This is a genomic window from Agrobacterium sp. 16-2014-1-2a (assembly GCF_053522705.1).
Genome location: NZ_JBNWBX010000002.1, coordinates 164,635 through 181,056, shown reverse-complemented (window position 1 = coordinate 181,056; position 16,422 = coordinate 164,635). Strand labels below are relative to the sequence as shown.

Below are 16,422 nucleotides of genomic sequence, written 5' to 3'. Positions count from 1 at the left end.
GACTGTGTTGCGGCTGGCTTCTTCTCCACGCCGGGGAGAAGAGATAGGCCGCACCCACTCGCTCCACATTTCCCTGCTCCCCGCACAACAACGCCAAACCCATTTGATCGAAATCAATTCGCTTTTCAGGTGAACTGCTAATCTCCCTCGCATCGGGAATTGCCGGTCGAAGGATAATGCGATGAGCTCTTTTCAGATAGGCGTGAGGGAAAAGGAACATCCCCGGTTTCGTATCGCTTCGGACAACCCGGCAAAAGGTTTGAGCGGGAGCCGGATGGACGTGAACAAGACCGTAAAGCTGAGCAACAGGGACAGGAACATTCTGCTGCGCGTGCCCCTGATAGGGATTGCGGATGAAGCGGCGGCGTTGAAATTGATGGAGGCGGCAACCGTCACCAATCTCAATGCCCGCCATGTACTCTTCAAGGAAGGCGAGGCAGCGCAATATTTCTACTGTGTGCTGTCGGGCTATGTCCGCCTTTACCGGCTGGACAGGCACGGGCGCGAGGCGGATGTGCGTGTCAGCGGTCCGGGCGATACCTTCAACGAATGCCTGATCTTCGGCAGCGACAGCTATCGTTACAGCGCGCAGGCGGCGGAAAGCTGCACCGTGGCGCGTTTCGAACTGGCAAGAATCCGCAGCCTTGTAGATCAGGAACCGGCAATCGCCAAGGCCGTGATGCGCTGCCTCTCTAACAGCCTGCTCGGCACCATGGATTGCATTGCCAACGACCGGCTGCAAACCGCGCCTCAACGCGTTGCCCATTACCTGATCAATCAGGGGCCGCGCGACGCTACGTCCTTTTCGCTGCGTCTGCCGTTCCAGAAAAGCCTGCTCGCCGGCAAGCTCGGCCTTGCGCCGGAAGCGCTATCGCGCGCTTTCTCCGCACTGAAAAAGGCGGGCGTCACCGTTCGAGGCCGCATCGTGCAGGTCAATGATGTCGCGGCGCTGAAGCAGATTTGAAGAAGTACCGGGGAGAGGAAGAGGACGGGACGCCTACGGGTATCCCGTCCTCTAATTTTTTGTCGAGCAGGATATCAGACCGGCTGCGGCACGAAGCGGAAGCGATCGCCCTCTCGCTCGACGCGGAAAAACCCACCAAGATGGCCGCCGGAAACCAGCCAGCCGTGATCGGCAACCTGGGTCAGCGCATCGAGACGTGTCGAATAGGCAGTTTCGGAATCGATATCATAGACGAAACCGATACCCGGATCGTCCGCCTGCAACGCGCTCACATGCAGCACATCGCCCCACAATAACAGCCGGTCATCGCCGTTACCGATGAGATAGCCGGTATGGCCAGGCGTATGGCCGGGCATGGCGATGGCCTCCATACCCTCGGCAATCCTGCCCGTGGGGATTGGCCGCAGCATGGCCCCACAAATGTCGAGCAGCCGGGCGGCAATATCGAAGGCGCCCTGCCGCGCAGGCGGCAATGTCTTGCGCGCATCCTCGCTGGTGAAAAAGGCAAGATCGGCCTCGGGCACCCATATGTCCGCATTGGGAAAATAAGGCCGGTCGCCATCGATAAGTCCCAGCGCATGGTCGCCGTGAATATGGGTGAGGATAACACGGCTGACATCATCAGGCTGGATCCCAGCGGCAATCATCCCCGCACGGGCATGGCCGTAGGTCGGCCCCCAAGCCGTGCCGCAACCGGTGTCTATCAGCGAAATACCATCAGGCCCTGACAGCACAAAACAGTTGACGTCCATGTCCACCGTTTCGCCCTCATGCCGGGCAAGCGCCGCCGCCAACGCATCCGCGCCCTGCCGGTGGATCAGGTGGCCGACAGGCGCCTTGTAGACACCATCGACAAAACGGGAAACGTCATAGGGACCAAAACGGAGGGGCGTGGTCATATCTCAGAGACCGCCCTGCTCTTTCAGGAAACCGACGATGCGATCGACACCCTCGCCGCGCTTCATGTCGGTAAAGACGAAAGGCATCGCATTGCGCATGCGGGTGGCATCGCTGTCCATCACCGTCAGATCAGCGCCGACGTAAGGGGCAAGGTCTTTCTTGTTGATGACCAGCAGGTCCGAGCGGGTGATGCCCGGCCCGCCCTTGCGCGGAATTTCCTCGCCCTGACAGACGGAGATCACATAGATGGTGATATCGGCAAGATCGGGCGAGAAAGTCGCCGCAAGATTGTCGCCACCGGATTCGATGAAGACAACATCGAGATCGGGAAAGCGCGCATTGAGACCGGCAATCGCCTGCAGATTGATCGTCGCATCCTCACGGATGGCAGTATGCGGACATCCGCCCGTCTCCACTCCAACGATACGCTCGGACGGCAGCGCCTGCATGCGCACCAGCGCTTCCGCATCTTCCTTGGTGTAGATATCGTTGGTAACGACGGCGACGGAGTAATCGGCGCTCATAGCCTTGCAAAGCTTTTCCGTCAGCGCGGTCTTGCCGGAACCGACCGGCCCGCCAATGCCGACGCGCAGCGGACCGTTGCCCGATTTCATGCCCGATGTCACAACCATGTTCCCTTCAATATGCTTTGATGTTGTCCCACCATAACGCTTCGCACGACCGCTTCAAGGGCGGCAATGCTGCATTGCGGCGAGATATTCAGGAGCGGAAAAGCCGCGTTCCCTGCATCTCGTGCCGCATGGTCGCGGTGTCGGCGATAACAGTGGCGCTGCCGAGATCGTCGAGCGTGGATTGCACGGCCCGTGCCGCCATTTCGCCGATCGACGCCTCGCTTGCGGCGAGAATGGCAACGCCATCCTTCTGCCCCGCGACGCCGAGGCGGATACCGGCGGAGACGATCTGCGAAACACCGGCATGCAGGAATGCGGCAACCGTTTCCCGAAGCGGCACGCCATGCCCTGCCGCCACCGCACCTATGGCAACAGGATAAGGAACCTCTTTCGGCAACAGCTCAAGAACCGCGTGCGGCCAGGCGCCGGCGGCGGAAACGAAGGCATCGCCGAGGAGCACCGTCTCGCGGTAGCGCTCCGCAGAACTGGCGAGCGCGCGAGCCAGATCCGCCGCTTCACTCAGGGCGACGGCGTCCGTTCCATTACGCCAGGCATCAGCCAGAAATACCGCATCGTTCCACAGACTGCCGGAACGCAGAAGCACCTCCACCCAGCCGTAAAGGCCGGCGGCATCACTGACGCGCCGGTCCTCCACCGCCTTTTCAAGGCCGCCAGAGTAGGAAAAGCCGCCGACAGGAAAGGCCGGCGACATCCAGGCCATGAGCCGCAGCAGCGCGGCAACGCCGCGATCTTCGCTCATGCCTCAGCCATGGTCGTGATGGTGACCATGGTCATGCCCGTGCCCATGACCGTGGGAATGGCCGCCATGGGCGTGGTAAGCACCGCGCGCCGGCTGGAAAGGTTCTTCCACATCACGCACTGTTGCGCCAAGGCCTTCCAGCATCGCGCGGATCACGTGGTCACGCAGGATGAGAATACGCTCCTCCTCGATCTGCGCCGAAAGGTGCCGGTTGCCCAGATGCCAGGCAAGCTCGATCAGGTGAAGACGGTCCTTCGCCTTGATTTCGAACAGCTTTTCGTCCGCAGCGCGAACCTCCACCAGATCACCGTTCTCCACCACCAGCAGGTCGCCATGGGCAAACAGCACGGCTTCCTTCAAATCCAACATCACCATCTCGTCATTCTGCAAATGCAGAAGTTTGCGGCGCAGATGTCGCTGGTCATGCGCGAGAGTGACATAACCGGAAGGTTCGTCGGCTGGAGTTCCGGCGGGGTGATAGGACGTGACGCGCAGCATGGGATGATCCATTTCAGAAACAGTCTTGGGGTTCCGATTGTTGACGGATAGCCCGGCCGATTTCAAGGCGTGTTTTCAGGTCGAACGCGTCTCGGAAAACGAAAAAGCCCGGCATCGCTGCCGGGCCTTGTCAAAAAAAGCAAACCGCAATCAGGCCGCAACGCGGCTTTTCAGGTTTTCCAGAATGTTCTGCGGCGAGGAAACGCCGTAAGGGTCGGTATCGCTATTATCGCAATAGCCCTCTTCCTCAAACCACTGCTCCACCATACCGTCATTGATGACGGCGGCGTAACGCCAGGAGCGCATGCCGAAACCGAGATTGTCCTTGGCGACCAGCATGCCCATCTTGCGGGTGAACTCGCCCGAACCGTCAGGAATGACCTTGACGTTTTCGAGGTTCTGGCCCTTTGCCCAGGCATTCATCACGAAGGCATCGTTGACCGACAGGCAATAGATTTCATCGACGCCGAGCGCGCGGAATTCGCCCGCGAGCTTTTCGAAATCGGGAAGCTGGTAGGTCGAGCAAGTCGGCGTGAAAGCGCCGGGCAGCGAGAAAAGAACGACCTTTTTGCCCTTGAAGTAGTCGTCGGAGGTCATGTCCTGCCAACGGAAAGGGTTGGGGCCACCAACGGCCTCGTCGCGAACACGCGTGCGGAAGGTAACGGCGGGCACTTTTTTGCCGAGCATGTCTTGTCTCCTGATCTTTCTTCAATTTTCTGGCGTTTTGCACGGATCGCTTGGGACCGATCCGCACGGAATTCTTTTGCCGTTTCTTTAGCGCAAGATGCGCTGCGGTGCAGCATAAAAATCGGATTACCAGACGTCAAATCAACGAAACGTCGCACCGCGGGAAGATCAATTGTGCAGCGCTACCGACCAGCGCAACAGTGGCGGCAACGGTGTCCACCAGCCGGTGCGAATGCCGGCTTGCCGCAGCATGGCGGCAGACCACGTGTTGCAGCCGGCCAGCGCATTGAACCAGCCATTCGCCTCGAAAAATCCATCCGTCAGGCTGTAGGAAGCACCGGGTATAAGCTGAACTTTGCCATTGTCCCGCAGGAAGCTCGCACGAATGCCCGCCACGAGTCGCTGATATCCCGCTTCGGAAATGCGAAGGCGCTTCACCCCGGCAAGGTCGGCGGGAAAATCCCCCGTCACATCCACATGCATCACCGACTGGTCGAGTGTCAGAGAGCGCACGACCGGCATCGGCTTCAGGTCGGCCCAAGTCGGCGTCTGTATGTAAAACGACCGGCCACCCCAGCCGAACACCAGATAGGCAGCAGCCGGATGGTTGACCGCGATACCGCCCTCCTGCAATTCGGAAAAGACCCGCCGCAGATCGTCATCGACAGGCAGGGCGATATCGGTATGGATCGGATTGGATAACAGCAATATCTCGCGATCCCTCACGCCGCTTGTTTCATCGGCAAAAAAGGGTCGCGGCACGACGGTGCCGAGCACAAGAAGCAGGATGATCAGCAGCAGGCCACCGCCGATCCACCTTGTGATAAATCTCACCACGAAACGCCGTTAAAACAGGAAATAACGCTGCGCCATCGGCAGCACCGTCGCCGGTTCACAGGTCAGAAGCTCGCCATCGGCGCGCACCTCATACGTTTCCGGGTCAACCTCGATATGCGGGGTCAGCGAATTGTGGATCATCGAGGCCTTGGAAATGCCGCCGCGCACGTTCTTCACCGCCATCAGCTTCTTGGCAACACCAAGACGCCCTGCAAGGCCGGCATCCAGCGACGCCTGACTGACAAATGTAACCGAGGAATTGGTGCGCAGCTTGCCATAGGCGGCAAACATCGGGCGGTAATGCATCGGCTGCGGCGTGGGAATGGAGGCATTCGGATCGCCCATCGGTGCCGCGGCGATGGAACCGCCGAGCAACACCATTTCCGGCTTCACGCCGAAGAATGCCGGGTTCCACAACACCAGATCGGCACGCTTGCCGACTTCGATGGAGCCGATCTCATGGCTGACGCCCTGCGCGATGGCCGGGTTGATGGTATATTTGGCGATGTAACGGCGGACGCGGAAATTGTCGTTTTCGCCGGTCTCTTCCTTCAGGCGGCCGCGCTGGCGCTTCATCTTGTCAGCCGTCTGCCAGGTGCGGATCGCCACTTCACCGACACGGCCCATGGCCTGGCTGTCGGAGGAAATGATCGAGAACGCGCCGATATCGTGGAGAATATCCTCCGCCGCGATGGTTTCCTTGCGGATGCGGCTTTCGGCGAACGCGATATCCTCAGGGATGGACGACGACAGGTGGTGGCACACCATCAGCATATCCAGATGTTCGGCCAGCGTATTGATGGTGTAGGGCCGCGTCGGGTTGGTGGAAGACGGGATGACGTTCGGATTACCGCAGACCTTGATGATATCAGGCGCATGGCCGCCGCCTGCCCCTTCGGTGTGGAAGGCATGGATGGTACGGCCCTTGATGGCGGCAACCGTGTCTTCCACGAAACCGCTCTCGTTCAGCGTATCGGTGTGGATCATCACCTGCACGTCATATTCGTCAGCCACCGTCAGGCAATTGTCGATGGCGGCGGGCGTCGTGCCCCAGTCCTCGTGCAACTTCAGCGATGAGGCCCCGGCAAGGATCATCTCTTCCAGCGGCGCGGGCAACGAAGCATTGCCCTTGCCCGCCAATGCGAGGTTCATCGGGAAAGCGTCGAAGCTCTCGATCATCCGCTCGATGTGCCACGCGCCGGTGCAGGTGGTGGCAAGCGTGCCATGCGCGGGGCCGGAACCGCCGCCCAGCATGCAGGTAACGCCGCTCATCAGCGCTTCTTCGATCTGCTGCGGGCAGATGAAGTGGATATGTGCATCCATGCCACCGGCAGTCAGAATCTTGCCTTCGCCGGCAATCGCCTCTGTCGAAGGGCCGACAATGATCGTCACGCCCGGCTGCGTATCGGGATTGCCCGCCTTGCCGATGGCGTGGATGCGCCCGTTCTTCAGGCCCACATCCGCTTTGTAGATGCCGCTATGGTCGACGATGACGACGTTGGTGATGACGGTATCGACAGCGCCCTCGGCCCGCGTCGCCTGGCTCTGGCCCATGCCGTCGCGAATGACCTTGCCACCGCCGAATTTCACTTCCTCGCCATAGGTCGTGTAGTCCTTCTCGATCTCGATGAAGAGTTCGGTATCGGCAAGACGCACCTTGTCGCCGACGGTCGGGCCGAACATGCCGGCATAGGCGGCGCGGGAAATCTTGTAAGGCATGGGTTCAGGCTCCTTCGGACGCGGAGAAAATCGATATGGGAGAAATTCGTGTCAGCCGGCCCTCGTGTGTGAGGGCATCTACAAGCTGTTTTTCGGCGGCAAACGGATGCCCGTTCCAGCCGTGATGACCAAAGCCCGCAATCGACACCTCGTCATCGCCGCCGCTCACGGTCTCCAGAACATGGGCGATGGCAAGAAGCCCGGTGCTCGGGCAGACGTAAGGGGCCGGCGCATAGACCTGCAATGCGTGATCAAGCCGCTCATGCACCCCGCGCGGAATGACGAGGTGGCTCTTGCCGGTCTCTTCGGCTAATGCTGCGAAACCGGCGGTATAATCGGCACAAAAATCGGTCAGTTCGGGCCAGCGAGCGCGGATATCCGGCTCCATCTGCGAAAATTTCGCGGGATCGCGCACCGACCAGATGGCGGAAGCCTGCTGCACCCCCTCATTGTCGCGCCACGCGGCCCCTTCGCTCATCTCGCGGCCCGGCCGGCCGGTGTTGCAAACGGCCACCACATCCGTGCGGCTGCCGCCAGCGCCCAGCGAACGGCAATCGTTGAAGCGGATGACAATGTCGGAAAGGTCGATGAGATCAGCCACGCCCTGCGGCATTTCTCCGTTTCCGACAATCATGATCCGCCGCCCCATACCGTTCAGAAACCTTCGGACAACTGGCGCAGTTCGTCAGCGCGCTTGTTGCTCATATCGGCCAGGCATGAGGAAACCAGCATCGGCTCCATCGTGCCGCCACGCGCCTGAAACCCGAAGGCATCGCAATTGGCATCGCGAAACGCCACCCAGGCACGCTGGGCGGCAACCAATGCATCCACGGCACCCTTGCCGCTTTCGTCTGCCGTCTTGTCACGCTCCGCAAGCTGCTTGCGAACCTTCTGGTAGGCGGCGTTCAACTGCTTGTCGGCCTTTTCGTAATCCTTGCCGGCGCAGATTGTCATATCGGCCTGCGTTTGCGGCGAGGTGCAATCGGGCGCGTCATCGGCAAATGCGGAAGACGCCGCAAGAGACAGCAGGACAGCCGCACCGAAACAGAATTTTTTCAAAGTCATGGCCATCACTCAGGCAGCCGCGCCATCGAAAGCCTGCGGCTTCAGCGCACGCGGATCGACACCATCAAGGCAATTGGTATTCACCGCCACCATCGGCGTCCCATCCGGCCCATCGGCATAGGCAAAACTCTCAATGCCGCAGGTGGAGCAGAACAGATGATGGATCTTGTGCTTGTTGAAGAGATATTCCGTCAGCTTGTCGTCGCCGGAAAGCAGGGTGAATTTTTCGCGAGGCGCAAAGGCAAGCGTCGAGCCCAAGCGCTTGCAGCGCGAGCAATTGCACACGACCGTGTGGTCGAGATCGGCGTCGACCTCGAAGCTCACGTCGCCGCATTGGCAACTTCCGTGATAATGTGCCGTCGCCATCTCATAACCTCCCCATGATCTGTTGACGAAACCCGTAAACCTCACGCTTGCCGGAAAGCGGCACCAGCGTCACTTCCCGCTTCTGGCCGGGTTCAAAACGAACCGCAGTACCAGCCGGAATGTCGAGACGCATGCCGCGCACCTTGTCGCGGTCGAAGACAAGACCCGCATTGGTCTCGAAGAAATGGTAATGGCTGCCCACCTGAACCGGCCGGTCACCGGTATTGGCCACCTCGATCGTCACCGTCGGCTGGCCGGCATTGAGTTCGATGGTGCCCTCTGCGGCAATGATTTCGCCTGGTTTCATGGTGCTCCCCTTTGTCTCTCTCAAGCAGCGGTGGCTGCCGCGCAGCCTTCAGCCTTCAGCACCCGTGTCGTCGATGCCGGATTGTTGACGAGTTTGGCCGCCGGGCGGATGGGCCTGCGAACCAGCTCGCCGCCGCAATTCGGGCAGGCGCCTTTGAGCACATCGGTCGCGCAATCGGCGCAAAAGGTGCATTCGAACGAGCAGATCATCGCAACCCGGCTGTCGGGGGCAAGATCACGGTCGCAGCATTCGCAATTGGGCCGAAGCTCCAGCGCCATATCGTCCCCCTCAGCGTATCGGTTCGTGAACGGTCACAAGCTTGGTGCCGTCGGGAAATGTTGCTTCCACCTGCACATCATGGATCATGTCGGCGATGCCTTCCATAACCTGATCGCGGGAAATGACATGCGCGCCGGCTTCCATCAGGTCGGCCACCGCGCGACCATCGCGGGCGCCCTCGACAACGAAATCGGTAATCAGCGCAATCGCTTCCGGGTAATTCAGCTTCACGCCACGCTCCAGCCGGCGGCGCGCCACCATGGCGGCCATGGAAATCAGCAGCTTGTCTTTTTCTCTCGGAGTAAGGTTCATCGTCGTCCCGCAGCTTTCGCACCTGCCCCGCAAAACACAGTGTTTCGGGGGCTGATCCGACTTGTTTGACAGACCCCGGAAGGTCGCCTGTCGTGGGCGATCCGGAGCTTTACAGATTCCAGACTTTCGGCACTGGCGCGCCGTTTCGCAAGAGCGAAATGATCGGAAAAAGTATTTTTCTAAGGGAGAAGCCGTCCGCGGCGGACACGCGCACGACAAGCTTGCCCTGCCATTCGCTGGCGCCGCCGCTTTCCCCGGCAATAGCCCGGATTTTAGGCAAAAGCGCCTCGGCCAGAGGTCCGATATAAAGAAGCGTGGCAAAGGCCACCTGCCCGGCAAGCACCGCCGGTTTTGCAGTCAGCTCCGCCACTTCTCCCGCAAGCAGCAGCTCTTCGGCATGTACCAGCCGGCCGCCATGGCGAATGCGCCAGCGATCCCGGAACAGGCCATGCTGCATCGCTTCGCCCATGGCCTGACGCCCGAGCAGCACGGCTTCGACGGCGATGAATTCGGAGGTTGCGTCGAGATCGGCTTCCAGCCTGCGGGTCAGCGACGCGCGGTCGAAAAGAATGGTTTCCTGCGGCAGCCAGTGCAACCGGGCGCCCGGCCCTGCGGAAACGCGGGCGGTGACGGTGGCGGTTCCGGAGGATGCCTTGTAGACCTTCTCGCAGGCCTGCGTCGTCACCACCAGCGAGGTGCCGGCTCCGGCAACAGCCTGCCATTCCATTTCATCTCCGCCGGTCAATCCGCCGGAGGAGTTGATGAGGATGGCCTCGATCTCGTTGGAAAACGTATCCGGCAGGCGGATCTTGGCGCAACCTTCCTGGAATAATTGGTCCAGCCGGCTGCGACCTTCGACAGCCTTGGTTACAATGCGTCCTCTGCCACGGGCGCGCTGCTGCCGGGCAGGTTCGCCGTCTTCGAGACCGGAAGGGCGGATGGCTTGCTGTTCTGGCTGCACGCGGTCTCCGAAACGGTTGCGGAAGCGGACCCGGCCTTGGCGCCGCAATCTTTTTTGACGACGGCATCCACTACCATCTGTCCTTCCGTGTTGCGGAAGAAATCCCACATTCTTTCCGCCGCATCAACCGTGCGCGTCACTTCGCCTGTGGGCATCTTGCGCTCCACGGCAGGTTCCGCCTTCGGCGTCTGCTCGCCACCCGGCTTGCGGGTAAGGACCGCCGACGCTGCCAGCACTTCCGCCTTCATGGTGGCGCGCGGCCAGGCATGGTCCCAATTGTCAATGACATAGGACTGGATACGTGCCCCGCCCTTACAGACGTCATAGGAATTGACGGTGAAGCTCTCGCCCGGTCTGGTTTTCGCGCCGCCCTTGCAGCCGTCCATTTCCGCCCAGCGTTTCAGCGCCGTCTCGCCGCCATATTGCCAGTAGGACTTGCCACCGCCCTGATAGGGATTGGCCGGATCCTTCAGACCCGCAAAGGCGATGATCGACATCGGCCGCGCCGGCTTGCAGCTTGCCGCATCCGGTCCCCATTTGCCCTCTGTCTCCAACGGATAACCCGCGCGCAACGATGCAACGAAGCCGGCAGCGGTGAAATCCGCGCTACCATTGCAGATGAATTGCGACAGCATGCGCCCGCCGCCGGAATAACCGGAACCGTAAAAGCGCTCCTCATCCACGCAGAACTTGCCTTTCACCATGGCAATTGCATCGCGAATGAAGCTCACCTCATCCAGCCCGCCGGGACGGGTGGTAACACCAGGAACATTCCAGGCATGGGTGCCGGGCAATTCGCCATTGAGGCTGCCCGCCAGCGCCACCACCATCAGGCCGTCGCGCTCGGCAAGCTTGTCCCAGCCGCTGCGGTTCAGCTGGCCGTGCGGATTGCTGTTGGAGCCGTGGAAATCGAACACCACAGGCACCGGTTTTTTTCCGTCATAGGCCGATGGAACGAAATAAACGCCTTCGCGTTTTTGACCACTGGAGAGAATGGAAAAATCATGCCTGCCCGGTTCCACGCCGGGTTGAGCAAGCTGACCGCAGGTCGAGGCTGACGCTGCGACACTCGCGCTCGCGCAGATCGCAAGACCCAGAAACAGGGTGCGGGCGGAGCGGAACAGCCGGGCAGCCCGGCCAAGGGCAAAGTCTTGATGCATTGACACGCCTTTATTGGGCACGGTTTCCCCGACGATACGTCGGACGCGCGTGGAATGTAAGGGATCAACTGTCGCGGCGTGCGAATAGACTTCGTCTGTGTCTCGCATGCAGCATTTCCGCTGCCAATATCACAGGCGTTTATTCAATGAAATGCTAAAATTGCGCATAAAAGCCATGCAGACACGCATAGACTTTCAAAATATTAATCGGCCGTTTGCACGCCGTGATCGGCAGGCGTGGCTTCTAGTCTCGATTTATACTGTCAGATGGCGACGCGCCTCGGGCGTATCCAGCGTTTCGGCAAGCCCCTCATGCACAATTTCGCCCCGGTCCATGATGTAGACATAGTCGGCAAGCTCACGGCAGAAATCCAGATATTGCTCGACCAGCAGGATCGCCATACCGGTGGAATCCCTGAGATATTTGATTGCGCGGCCGATATCCTTGATGATCGACGGCTGAATGCCTTCGGTCGGCTCATCGAGAACGAGGATTTTCGGCCGCGTCACCAGCGCCCGGCCGATGGCGAGCTGCTGTTGCTGGCCACCGGACAGGTCGCCGCCGCGTCTGCCCAGCATCGATTGCAGCACCGGAAACAGGCTGAAAATATCGTCGGGAATGAAACGCTCCTTGCGTGGCAGCGGCGCATAACCGCTTTCAAGGTTTTCCTGCACGCTGAGCAGCGGAAAGATTTCACGCCCCTGTGGCACGTAGCCGACACCGCGCTTGGCACGGTGGTAAGGTGCCAGCCCATCCAGTGCTGCCCCTTCAAAGCTGATCGACCCGCCACTGATGGCATGCTGGCCGGTGACCGCGCGCAACAACGAGCTTTTGCCTACGCCGTTTCGGCCGAGAACACAGGTGATCTTGCCCATCTCCGCTTTCAGAGACACGCCCCGCAGGGCTTGGGCTGCGCCATAGTGGAGGTTGATGTTTTCGACGTTCAGCATGGTGCAACTCCATTGATGCTTTGGTGGGCGGCGCTACCCCCCTCTGCCCTGCCGGGCATCTCCCCCACAAGGAGGGAAATCAGATGCCGTTCCCGCTCGTCCCATCGCCTACTGGTCTTGGGGCAGGGTGTTAGCCGCTTGCCGATCTCCCCCCTTGTGGGGGAGATGCCCGGCAGGGCAGAGGGGGGTAAAGCCGCAGACGCTTCCATCACCGTCCCAGATAATTCTCGATCACCTTCGGATCGCTGGACACAAAATCGATAGACCCTTCGGCCAGCACCGAGCCCTCGGCAAGACACGTCACCTTTACGCCCAGCTCGCGGATGAAGCCCATGTCGTGCTCCACCACCACGACCGAGCGGGTCTTGGCGATTTCCTTCAGAAGCACGGCGGTTTCGGCTGTCTCCGCATCCGTCATGCCCGCCACCGGCTCATCCACCAGCAGCAGCTTCGGTTCCTGCGCGAGCAGCATGCCGATTTCCAGCCACTGTTTCTGGCCGTGCGAGAGGTTGGCCGCGAGATCGCCGCGGCGGTGGCTGAGACGCACGGTGGCGAGGATTTCCTCGATACGCGCCTTGTCCTCCGCTGTCAGCCTGTAGAACAGCGTGGCGAAGACGCCGCGTTTGCGGTTCAACGCCAGTTCCAGATTGTCCCAGACGGTATGGCTTTCAAACACCGTTGGCTTCTGGAATTTACGCCCGATGCCCAGCTGGGCAATATCCGCCTCGTCCTTTTTCGTGAGGTCGATGCTGTCTTCGAACAGCACCGTGCCGGTATCCGGCCGGGTCTTGCCGGTGATGATATCCATCATCGTCGTCTTGCCGGCGCCATTCGGACCGATGATGGCCCGCAGCTCGCCCGGCTCCACCACGAAGGACAGGGAATTGAGCGCCCTGAACCCGTCGAAGGAAACGGAAACACCGTCGAGATAAAGCAGGCTTTTGGTTCTGTTTTCGGAAACCGTGTTCATATCAGCCTCACTCCGCCGCCTGTTGCGCCGCTGTTGCAGCACTGTCATTGCCCGGTTGTCCGGCCGCACTTGCCGCCCGCGCAACACGCTTTTCGCGCCGGCCGACCAGATAATGCTGCACGGTGCCGACGATGCCCTTGGGGAAGAACAGCGTCACCGCGATGAACAGCCCACCCAGTGCAAACAGCCAGAATTCGGGGAAAGCGCCGGTGAAATAGCTCTTGCCGCCATTGACCAGCAGCGCGCCGATGATCGGCCCGATCAGCGTGCCGCGCCCGCCGACTGCGGTCCAAACCACCACCTCGATGGAGTTGGCGGGGGAGAATTCGCCGGGATTGATGATGCCCACCTGCGGCACGAACAGCGCACCGGCAATGCCCGCCATCATGGCCGAGACGACGAAGGTAAAGAGCTTGATGTTTTCCACCCGGAAACCGAGGAAGCGCACCCGGCTTTCGGCATCGCGCACGCCCACCAGCACTTTGCCGAATTTGGAATTGACGATGCCGGATGCAATCAGCAGCGAAAGCGCCAGCATAACGGCCGTCATCGCAAACAGCACGGCACGGGTGCCATCCGCCTGCACGGAAAAGCCGAGAATATCCTTGAAATCGGTGAGACCATTATTGCCGCCGAAACCCATGTCGTTGCGGAAGAAGGCAAGCAGCAGGGCGTAGGTCATGGCCTGCGTGATGATAGAGAGGTAAACGCCGTTGACGCGCGAGCGGAAGGCGAACCAGCCGAACACGAAGGCGAGCAGGCCGGGCACCACCAGCACCATCAGTGCTGCAAACCAGAACATGTCGAAGCCGTGCCAGAACCACGGCAGTTCCTTCCAGTTGAGGAACACCATGAAGTCAGGCAGCACAGGATGGCCGTAAACACCGCGCGTGCCGATCTGCCGCATCAGATACATGCCCATGGCATAACCGCCGAGCGCGAAGAAGGCGGCGTGGCCGAGCGAGAGAATGCCGCAATATCCCCAGACCAGATCAAGCGCCAGCGCCAGCAGCGCGTAGGCCAGATATTTGCCGAGCATCGACATGATGTAGGTCGGGATGCGGAACGCGCTGTCAGCCGGCAACAGCAGATTGGAGGCGGGCACCAGCACGGCGATGGCCAGGATGATGCCGATGGCGATGGAAATGCGCCGATCGAGCGCGCGCAGGAGGAAGCCGGTAATCATGCTTCGATCGCCCTTCCCTTGAGTGCGAAGAGACCACGTGGCCGCTTCTGGATGAACAGGATGATGAGAACGAGCACGAGGATCTTGCCGAGCACGGCGCCCACCGTCGGCTCAAGGAACTTGTTGAGCACGCCGAGCGACAGCGCACCCACGAGCGTTCCCCAGAGATTGCCGACCCCGCCGAACACCACCACCATGAAACTGTCGATGATGTAGCTCTGGCCGAGATTGGGCGAGACATTGTCGATCTGCGACAGCGCTACCCCGGCAAGGCCGGCAACGCCGGAACCGAGCGCGAAGGTGAAGGCATCCACCCAGGGCGTGCGGATGCCCATGGAAGAGGCCATGCGGCGGTTCTGGGTCACGGCGCGCATCTGCAAGCCGAAGGCGGAGCGCTTCAAAAGCACCAGCAGCGCGAAGAAGACGGAAAGCGAGAAGCAGACGATCCACACGCGGTTCCAGGTGAAGTTGAGGTAACCGACGCTGAAGGAGCCGGACATCCAGCTCGGGCTGCCGACCTCACGGTTGGTCGGGCCGAAGATGGAACGCACGCCCTGTTGCAGGATCAGCGAGATACCCCAGGTGGCGAGCAGCGTTTCCAGCGGTCGCCCGTAGAGATAGCGGATGACGCCGCGCTCCATGATGAGGCCGACGCAGGCTGTGACAAGAAAGGCGGCCGGCAGGGCAATCGCCAGTGACCAGTCGAACAGGCCGGGGAAATGGCTGCGGATCAGCTCCTGCACCATGAAGGTGGAATAGGCGCCGATCATCACCATCTCGCCATGCGCCATATTGATGATGCCCATGACGCCGAAGGTGATGGCAAGACCGATGGCGGCGAGCAGCAGCACGGAACCGAGCGACAGGCCGTACCAGACATTCTGTGCGTAGTCCCAGATGGCAAGCGCGCTTTCGATGCTGGAAATCGCCTCGTCCACATCGGGCTTCAGGCTCGGATCAACCGTGGGCGTCGCCGCCATCAGAATGCTGATCGCATCGCGCCCGCCAAGCGCCTTGATGGTGGCGATCGCTTCTTTCTTCACCTCAAGGGGGCGGTCGGAGGAAAGCAGCGAGACTGCCCGCGCCTCCTCCATCCGCGTCCGCACCTCTTTGTCGGTTTCCTTGGATATGGCCGCTTCCAGCAATTCCAGATTTTCGGCACTGGGGGCTTTCAGAACCGCATCGGCGGCGGAAAGCCGCACCGAGCGTTCCGGACTGAGCAACGTCAGGCCGCCCATCGCGGCGCGGATGACGCGACGCAGATTGTTGTTGACCCTGATCTTGGTAACCGCCGCCTTCGGCGCTTCGCCAGCACTTTCGCCGGTCAGCGGATCGATGAGCGTGAAATTGGAACCCGACGGCTTGGTCATGAACACCAGATTGTCGGCCTTGCGCACGTAAAGATCGCCTGATGCAAAAGCCTCAAGCGCCGGCACCACCCGCGCGTCGCCGGTGGCAGCAATCTGGCCGATCAATGTTTCGGCCTGCTTGAAGTCAGCCGCGCCGAGCTGGTCTATCAGCGCCTTCGGATCGCTCTGCGCGAGGGACTGGGCGGCGATCCCCAGGGTGAGCCAGAGGAAGATGGCTCCGAGAAAAGATCGGATCGTCATGTCGGGTTCCTTGGAGCGGTTTGCGACTCTGCGGTTGCGTGTGGCACGACCTGAATATGCGGCTTCACCCACCTCTGCCCTGCCGGGCATCTCCCCCTCAAGGGGGGAGATCGACCCGTGGCAAGGTCCCGTCCATCTCGACGTTCAAGGATGAAATGGCGGGAGAGCATCTTGCCGATCTCCCGCCTTGAGGGGGAGATGTCCGGCAGGACAGAGGGGGGTAATTCTGGCTCAGTTTGTAAACAATCCGCCCCTCCA

Annotated in this window: 20 protein-coding genes; 1 reads left to right on the top strand and 19 read right to left on the bottom strand. The window is 60.7% G+C overall.

The window, feature by feature from the left end; all coding sequences use genetic code 11:
- The first annotated feature begins 274 nt into the window (after window positions 1-274).
- Window positions 275-964 carry a Crp/Fnr family transcriptional regulator gene (locus ACQZ45_RS09730; RefSeq protein WP_019565122.1) on the top strand — a complete coding sequence of 230 codons (690 nt, stop codon included), beginning with the start codon at window positions 275-277 and terminating at the stop codon, window positions 962-964.
- Window positions 965-1,038: 74 nt separating this feature from the next.
- On the opposite strand, the gene aidB is transcribed toward ACQZ45_RS09730, so the two are convergent.
- The 19 genes from aidB to urtB form a co-directional block, all read right to left on the bottom strand.
- Window positions 1,039-1,863 (bottom strand): AidB family quorum-quenching N-acyl homoserine lactonase, encoded by an 825-nt coding sequence (aidB, locus tag ACQZ45_RS09725; protein WP_112497131.1) that lies wholly within the window; start codon window positions 1,861-1,863, stop codon window positions 1,039-1,041.
- 3 nt (window positions 1,864-1,866) lie between these two features.
- Window positions 1,867-2,478: an urease accessory protein UreG gene (gene ureG, locus ACQZ45_RS09720; RefSeq protein ID WP_013636707.1), complete on the bottom strand. Its 612-nt coding sequence runs from the start codon at window positions 2,476-2,478 to the stop codon at window positions 1,867-1,869.
- A 106-nt stretch (window positions 2,479-2,584) separates the two neighbouring features.
- Window positions 2,585-3,256, bottom strand: a complete 672-nt coding sequence (locus tag ACQZ45_RS09715) for an urease accessory protein UreF (RefSeq protein WP_162736271.1) — start codon at window positions 3,254-3,256, stop codon at window positions 2,585-2,587.
- A 3-nt stretch (window positions 3,257-3,259) separates the two neighbouring features.
- Entirely contained in the window at window positions 3,260-3,754 is a 495-nt protein-coding gene (ureE, locus tag ACQZ45_RS09710) for an urease accessory protein UreE (protein WP_038492924.1), read from the bottom strand.
- Between the two features lie 150 nt (window positions 3,755-3,904).
- Complete coding sequence (locus ACQZ45_RS09705; protein WP_113292434.1) at window positions 3,905-4,441, bottom strand: peroxiredoxin; 537 nt, start codon at window positions 4,439-4,441, stop codon at window positions 3,905-3,907.
- A 168-nt stretch (window positions 4,442-4,609) separates the two neighbouring features.
- Window positions 4,610-5,278, bottom strand: coding sequence for a TIGR02117 family protein (locus ACQZ45_RS09700; RefSeq protein WP_162696504.1), 669 nt, complete (start codon window positions 5,276-5,278; stop codon window positions 4,610-4,612).
- A 9-nt stretch (window positions 5,279-5,287) separates the two neighbouring features.
- Window positions 5,288-6,997, bottom strand: a complete 1,710-nt coding sequence (ureC, locus tag ACQZ45_RS09695; RefSeq protein WP_013636712.1) for an urease subunit alpha — start codon at window positions 6,995-6,997, stop codon at window positions 5,288-5,290.
- 4 nt (window positions 6,998-7,001) lie between these two features.
- Window positions 7,002-7,646 carry a Urease operon accessory protein gene (locus ACQZ45_RS09690; protein WP_162736209.1) on the bottom strand — a complete coding sequence of 215 codons (645 nt, stop codon included), beginning with the start codon at window positions 7,644-7,646 and terminating at the stop codon, window positions 7,002-7,004.
- A gap of 5 nt (window positions 7,647-7,651) precedes the next feature.
- The gene (locus ACQZ45_RS09685) at window positions 7,652-8,062 is read right to left on the bottom strand and encodes a lysozyme inhibitor LprI family protein (RefSeq protein WP_003513903.1); all 411 of its coding nucleotides are present in this window, start codon (window positions 8,060-8,062) and stop codon (window positions 7,652-7,654) included.
- Window positions 8,063-8,071: 9 nt separating this feature from the next.
- The gene (locus tag ACQZ45_RS09680) at window positions 8,072-8,428 is read right to left on the bottom strand and encodes a GFA family protein (protein ID WP_003513905.1); all 357 of its coding nucleotides are present in this window, start codon (window positions 8,426-8,428) and stop codon (window positions 8,072-8,074) included.
- A 1-nt stretch (window position 8,429) separates the two neighbouring features.
- Window positions 8,430-8,735: an urease subunit beta gene (locus ACQZ45_RS09675; RefSeq protein WP_003491734.1), complete on the bottom strand. Its 306-nt coding sequence runs from the start codon at window positions 8,733-8,735 to the stop codon at window positions 8,430-8,432.
- Between the two features lie 20 nt (window positions 8,736-8,755).
- Complete coding sequence (locus tag ACQZ45_RS09670; RefSeq protein WP_003513907.1) at window positions 8,756-9,013, bottom strand: DUF1272 domain-containing protein; 258 nt, start codon at window positions 9,011-9,013, stop codon at window positions 8,756-8,758.
- A gap of 10 nt (window positions 9,014-9,023) precedes the next feature.
- Window positions 9,024-9,326 carry an urease subunit gamma gene (locus ACQZ45_RS09665; RefSeq protein WP_003513909.1) on the bottom strand — a complete coding sequence of 101 codons (303 nt, stop codon included), beginning with the start codon at window positions 9,324-9,326 and terminating at the stop codon, window positions 9,024-9,026.
- 109 nt (window positions 9,327-9,435) lie between these two features.
- Entirely contained in the window at window positions 9,436-10,287 is an 852-nt protein-coding gene (locus ACQZ45_RS09660) for an urease accessory protein UreD (protein ID WP_003513912.1), read from the bottom strand.
- On the bottom strand, window positions 10,194-11,447 hold the full coding sequence (locus ACQZ45_RS09655; RefSeq protein ID WP_019565111.1) for a CE1 family esterase: 1,254 nt from the start codon (window positions 11,445-11,447) through the stop codon (window positions 10,194-10,196). Before ACQZ45_RS09655 ends, ACQZ45_RS09660 begins: the two co-directional genes overlap by 94 nt.
- 255 nt (window positions 11,448-11,702) lie before the next feature.
- Entirely contained in the window at window positions 11,703-12,398 is a 696-nt protein-coding gene (gene urtE / locus ACQZ45_RS09650; RefSeq protein ID WP_003513916.1) for an urea ABC transporter ATP-binding subunit UrtE, read from the bottom strand.
- Between the two features lie 208 nt (window positions 12,399-12,606).
- Window positions 12,607-13,368, bottom strand: a complete 762-nt coding sequence (urtD, locus tag ACQZ45_RS09645; protein ID WP_003513917.1) for an urea ABC transporter ATP-binding protein UrtD — start codon at window positions 13,366-13,368, stop codon at window positions 12,607-12,609.
- 7 nt (window positions 13,369-13,375) lie between these two features.
- A complete protein-coding gene (urtC, locus tag ACQZ45_RS09640) occupies window positions 13,376-14,554 on the bottom strand; it encodes an urea ABC transporter permease subunit UrtC (RefSeq protein WP_003513919.1) in 1,179 nt (392 codons plus the stop codon).
- Window positions 14,551-16,164 (bottom strand): urea ABC transporter permease subunit UrtB, encoded by a 1,614-nt coding sequence (gene urtB, locus ACQZ45_RS09635; protein ID WP_113292439.1) that lies wholly within the window; start codon window positions 16,162-16,164, stop codon window positions 14,551-14,553. The genes urtC and urtB overlap by 4 nt, the downstream gene beginning before the upstream one ends.
- Window positions 16,165-16,422: the final 258 nt, after the last annotated feature.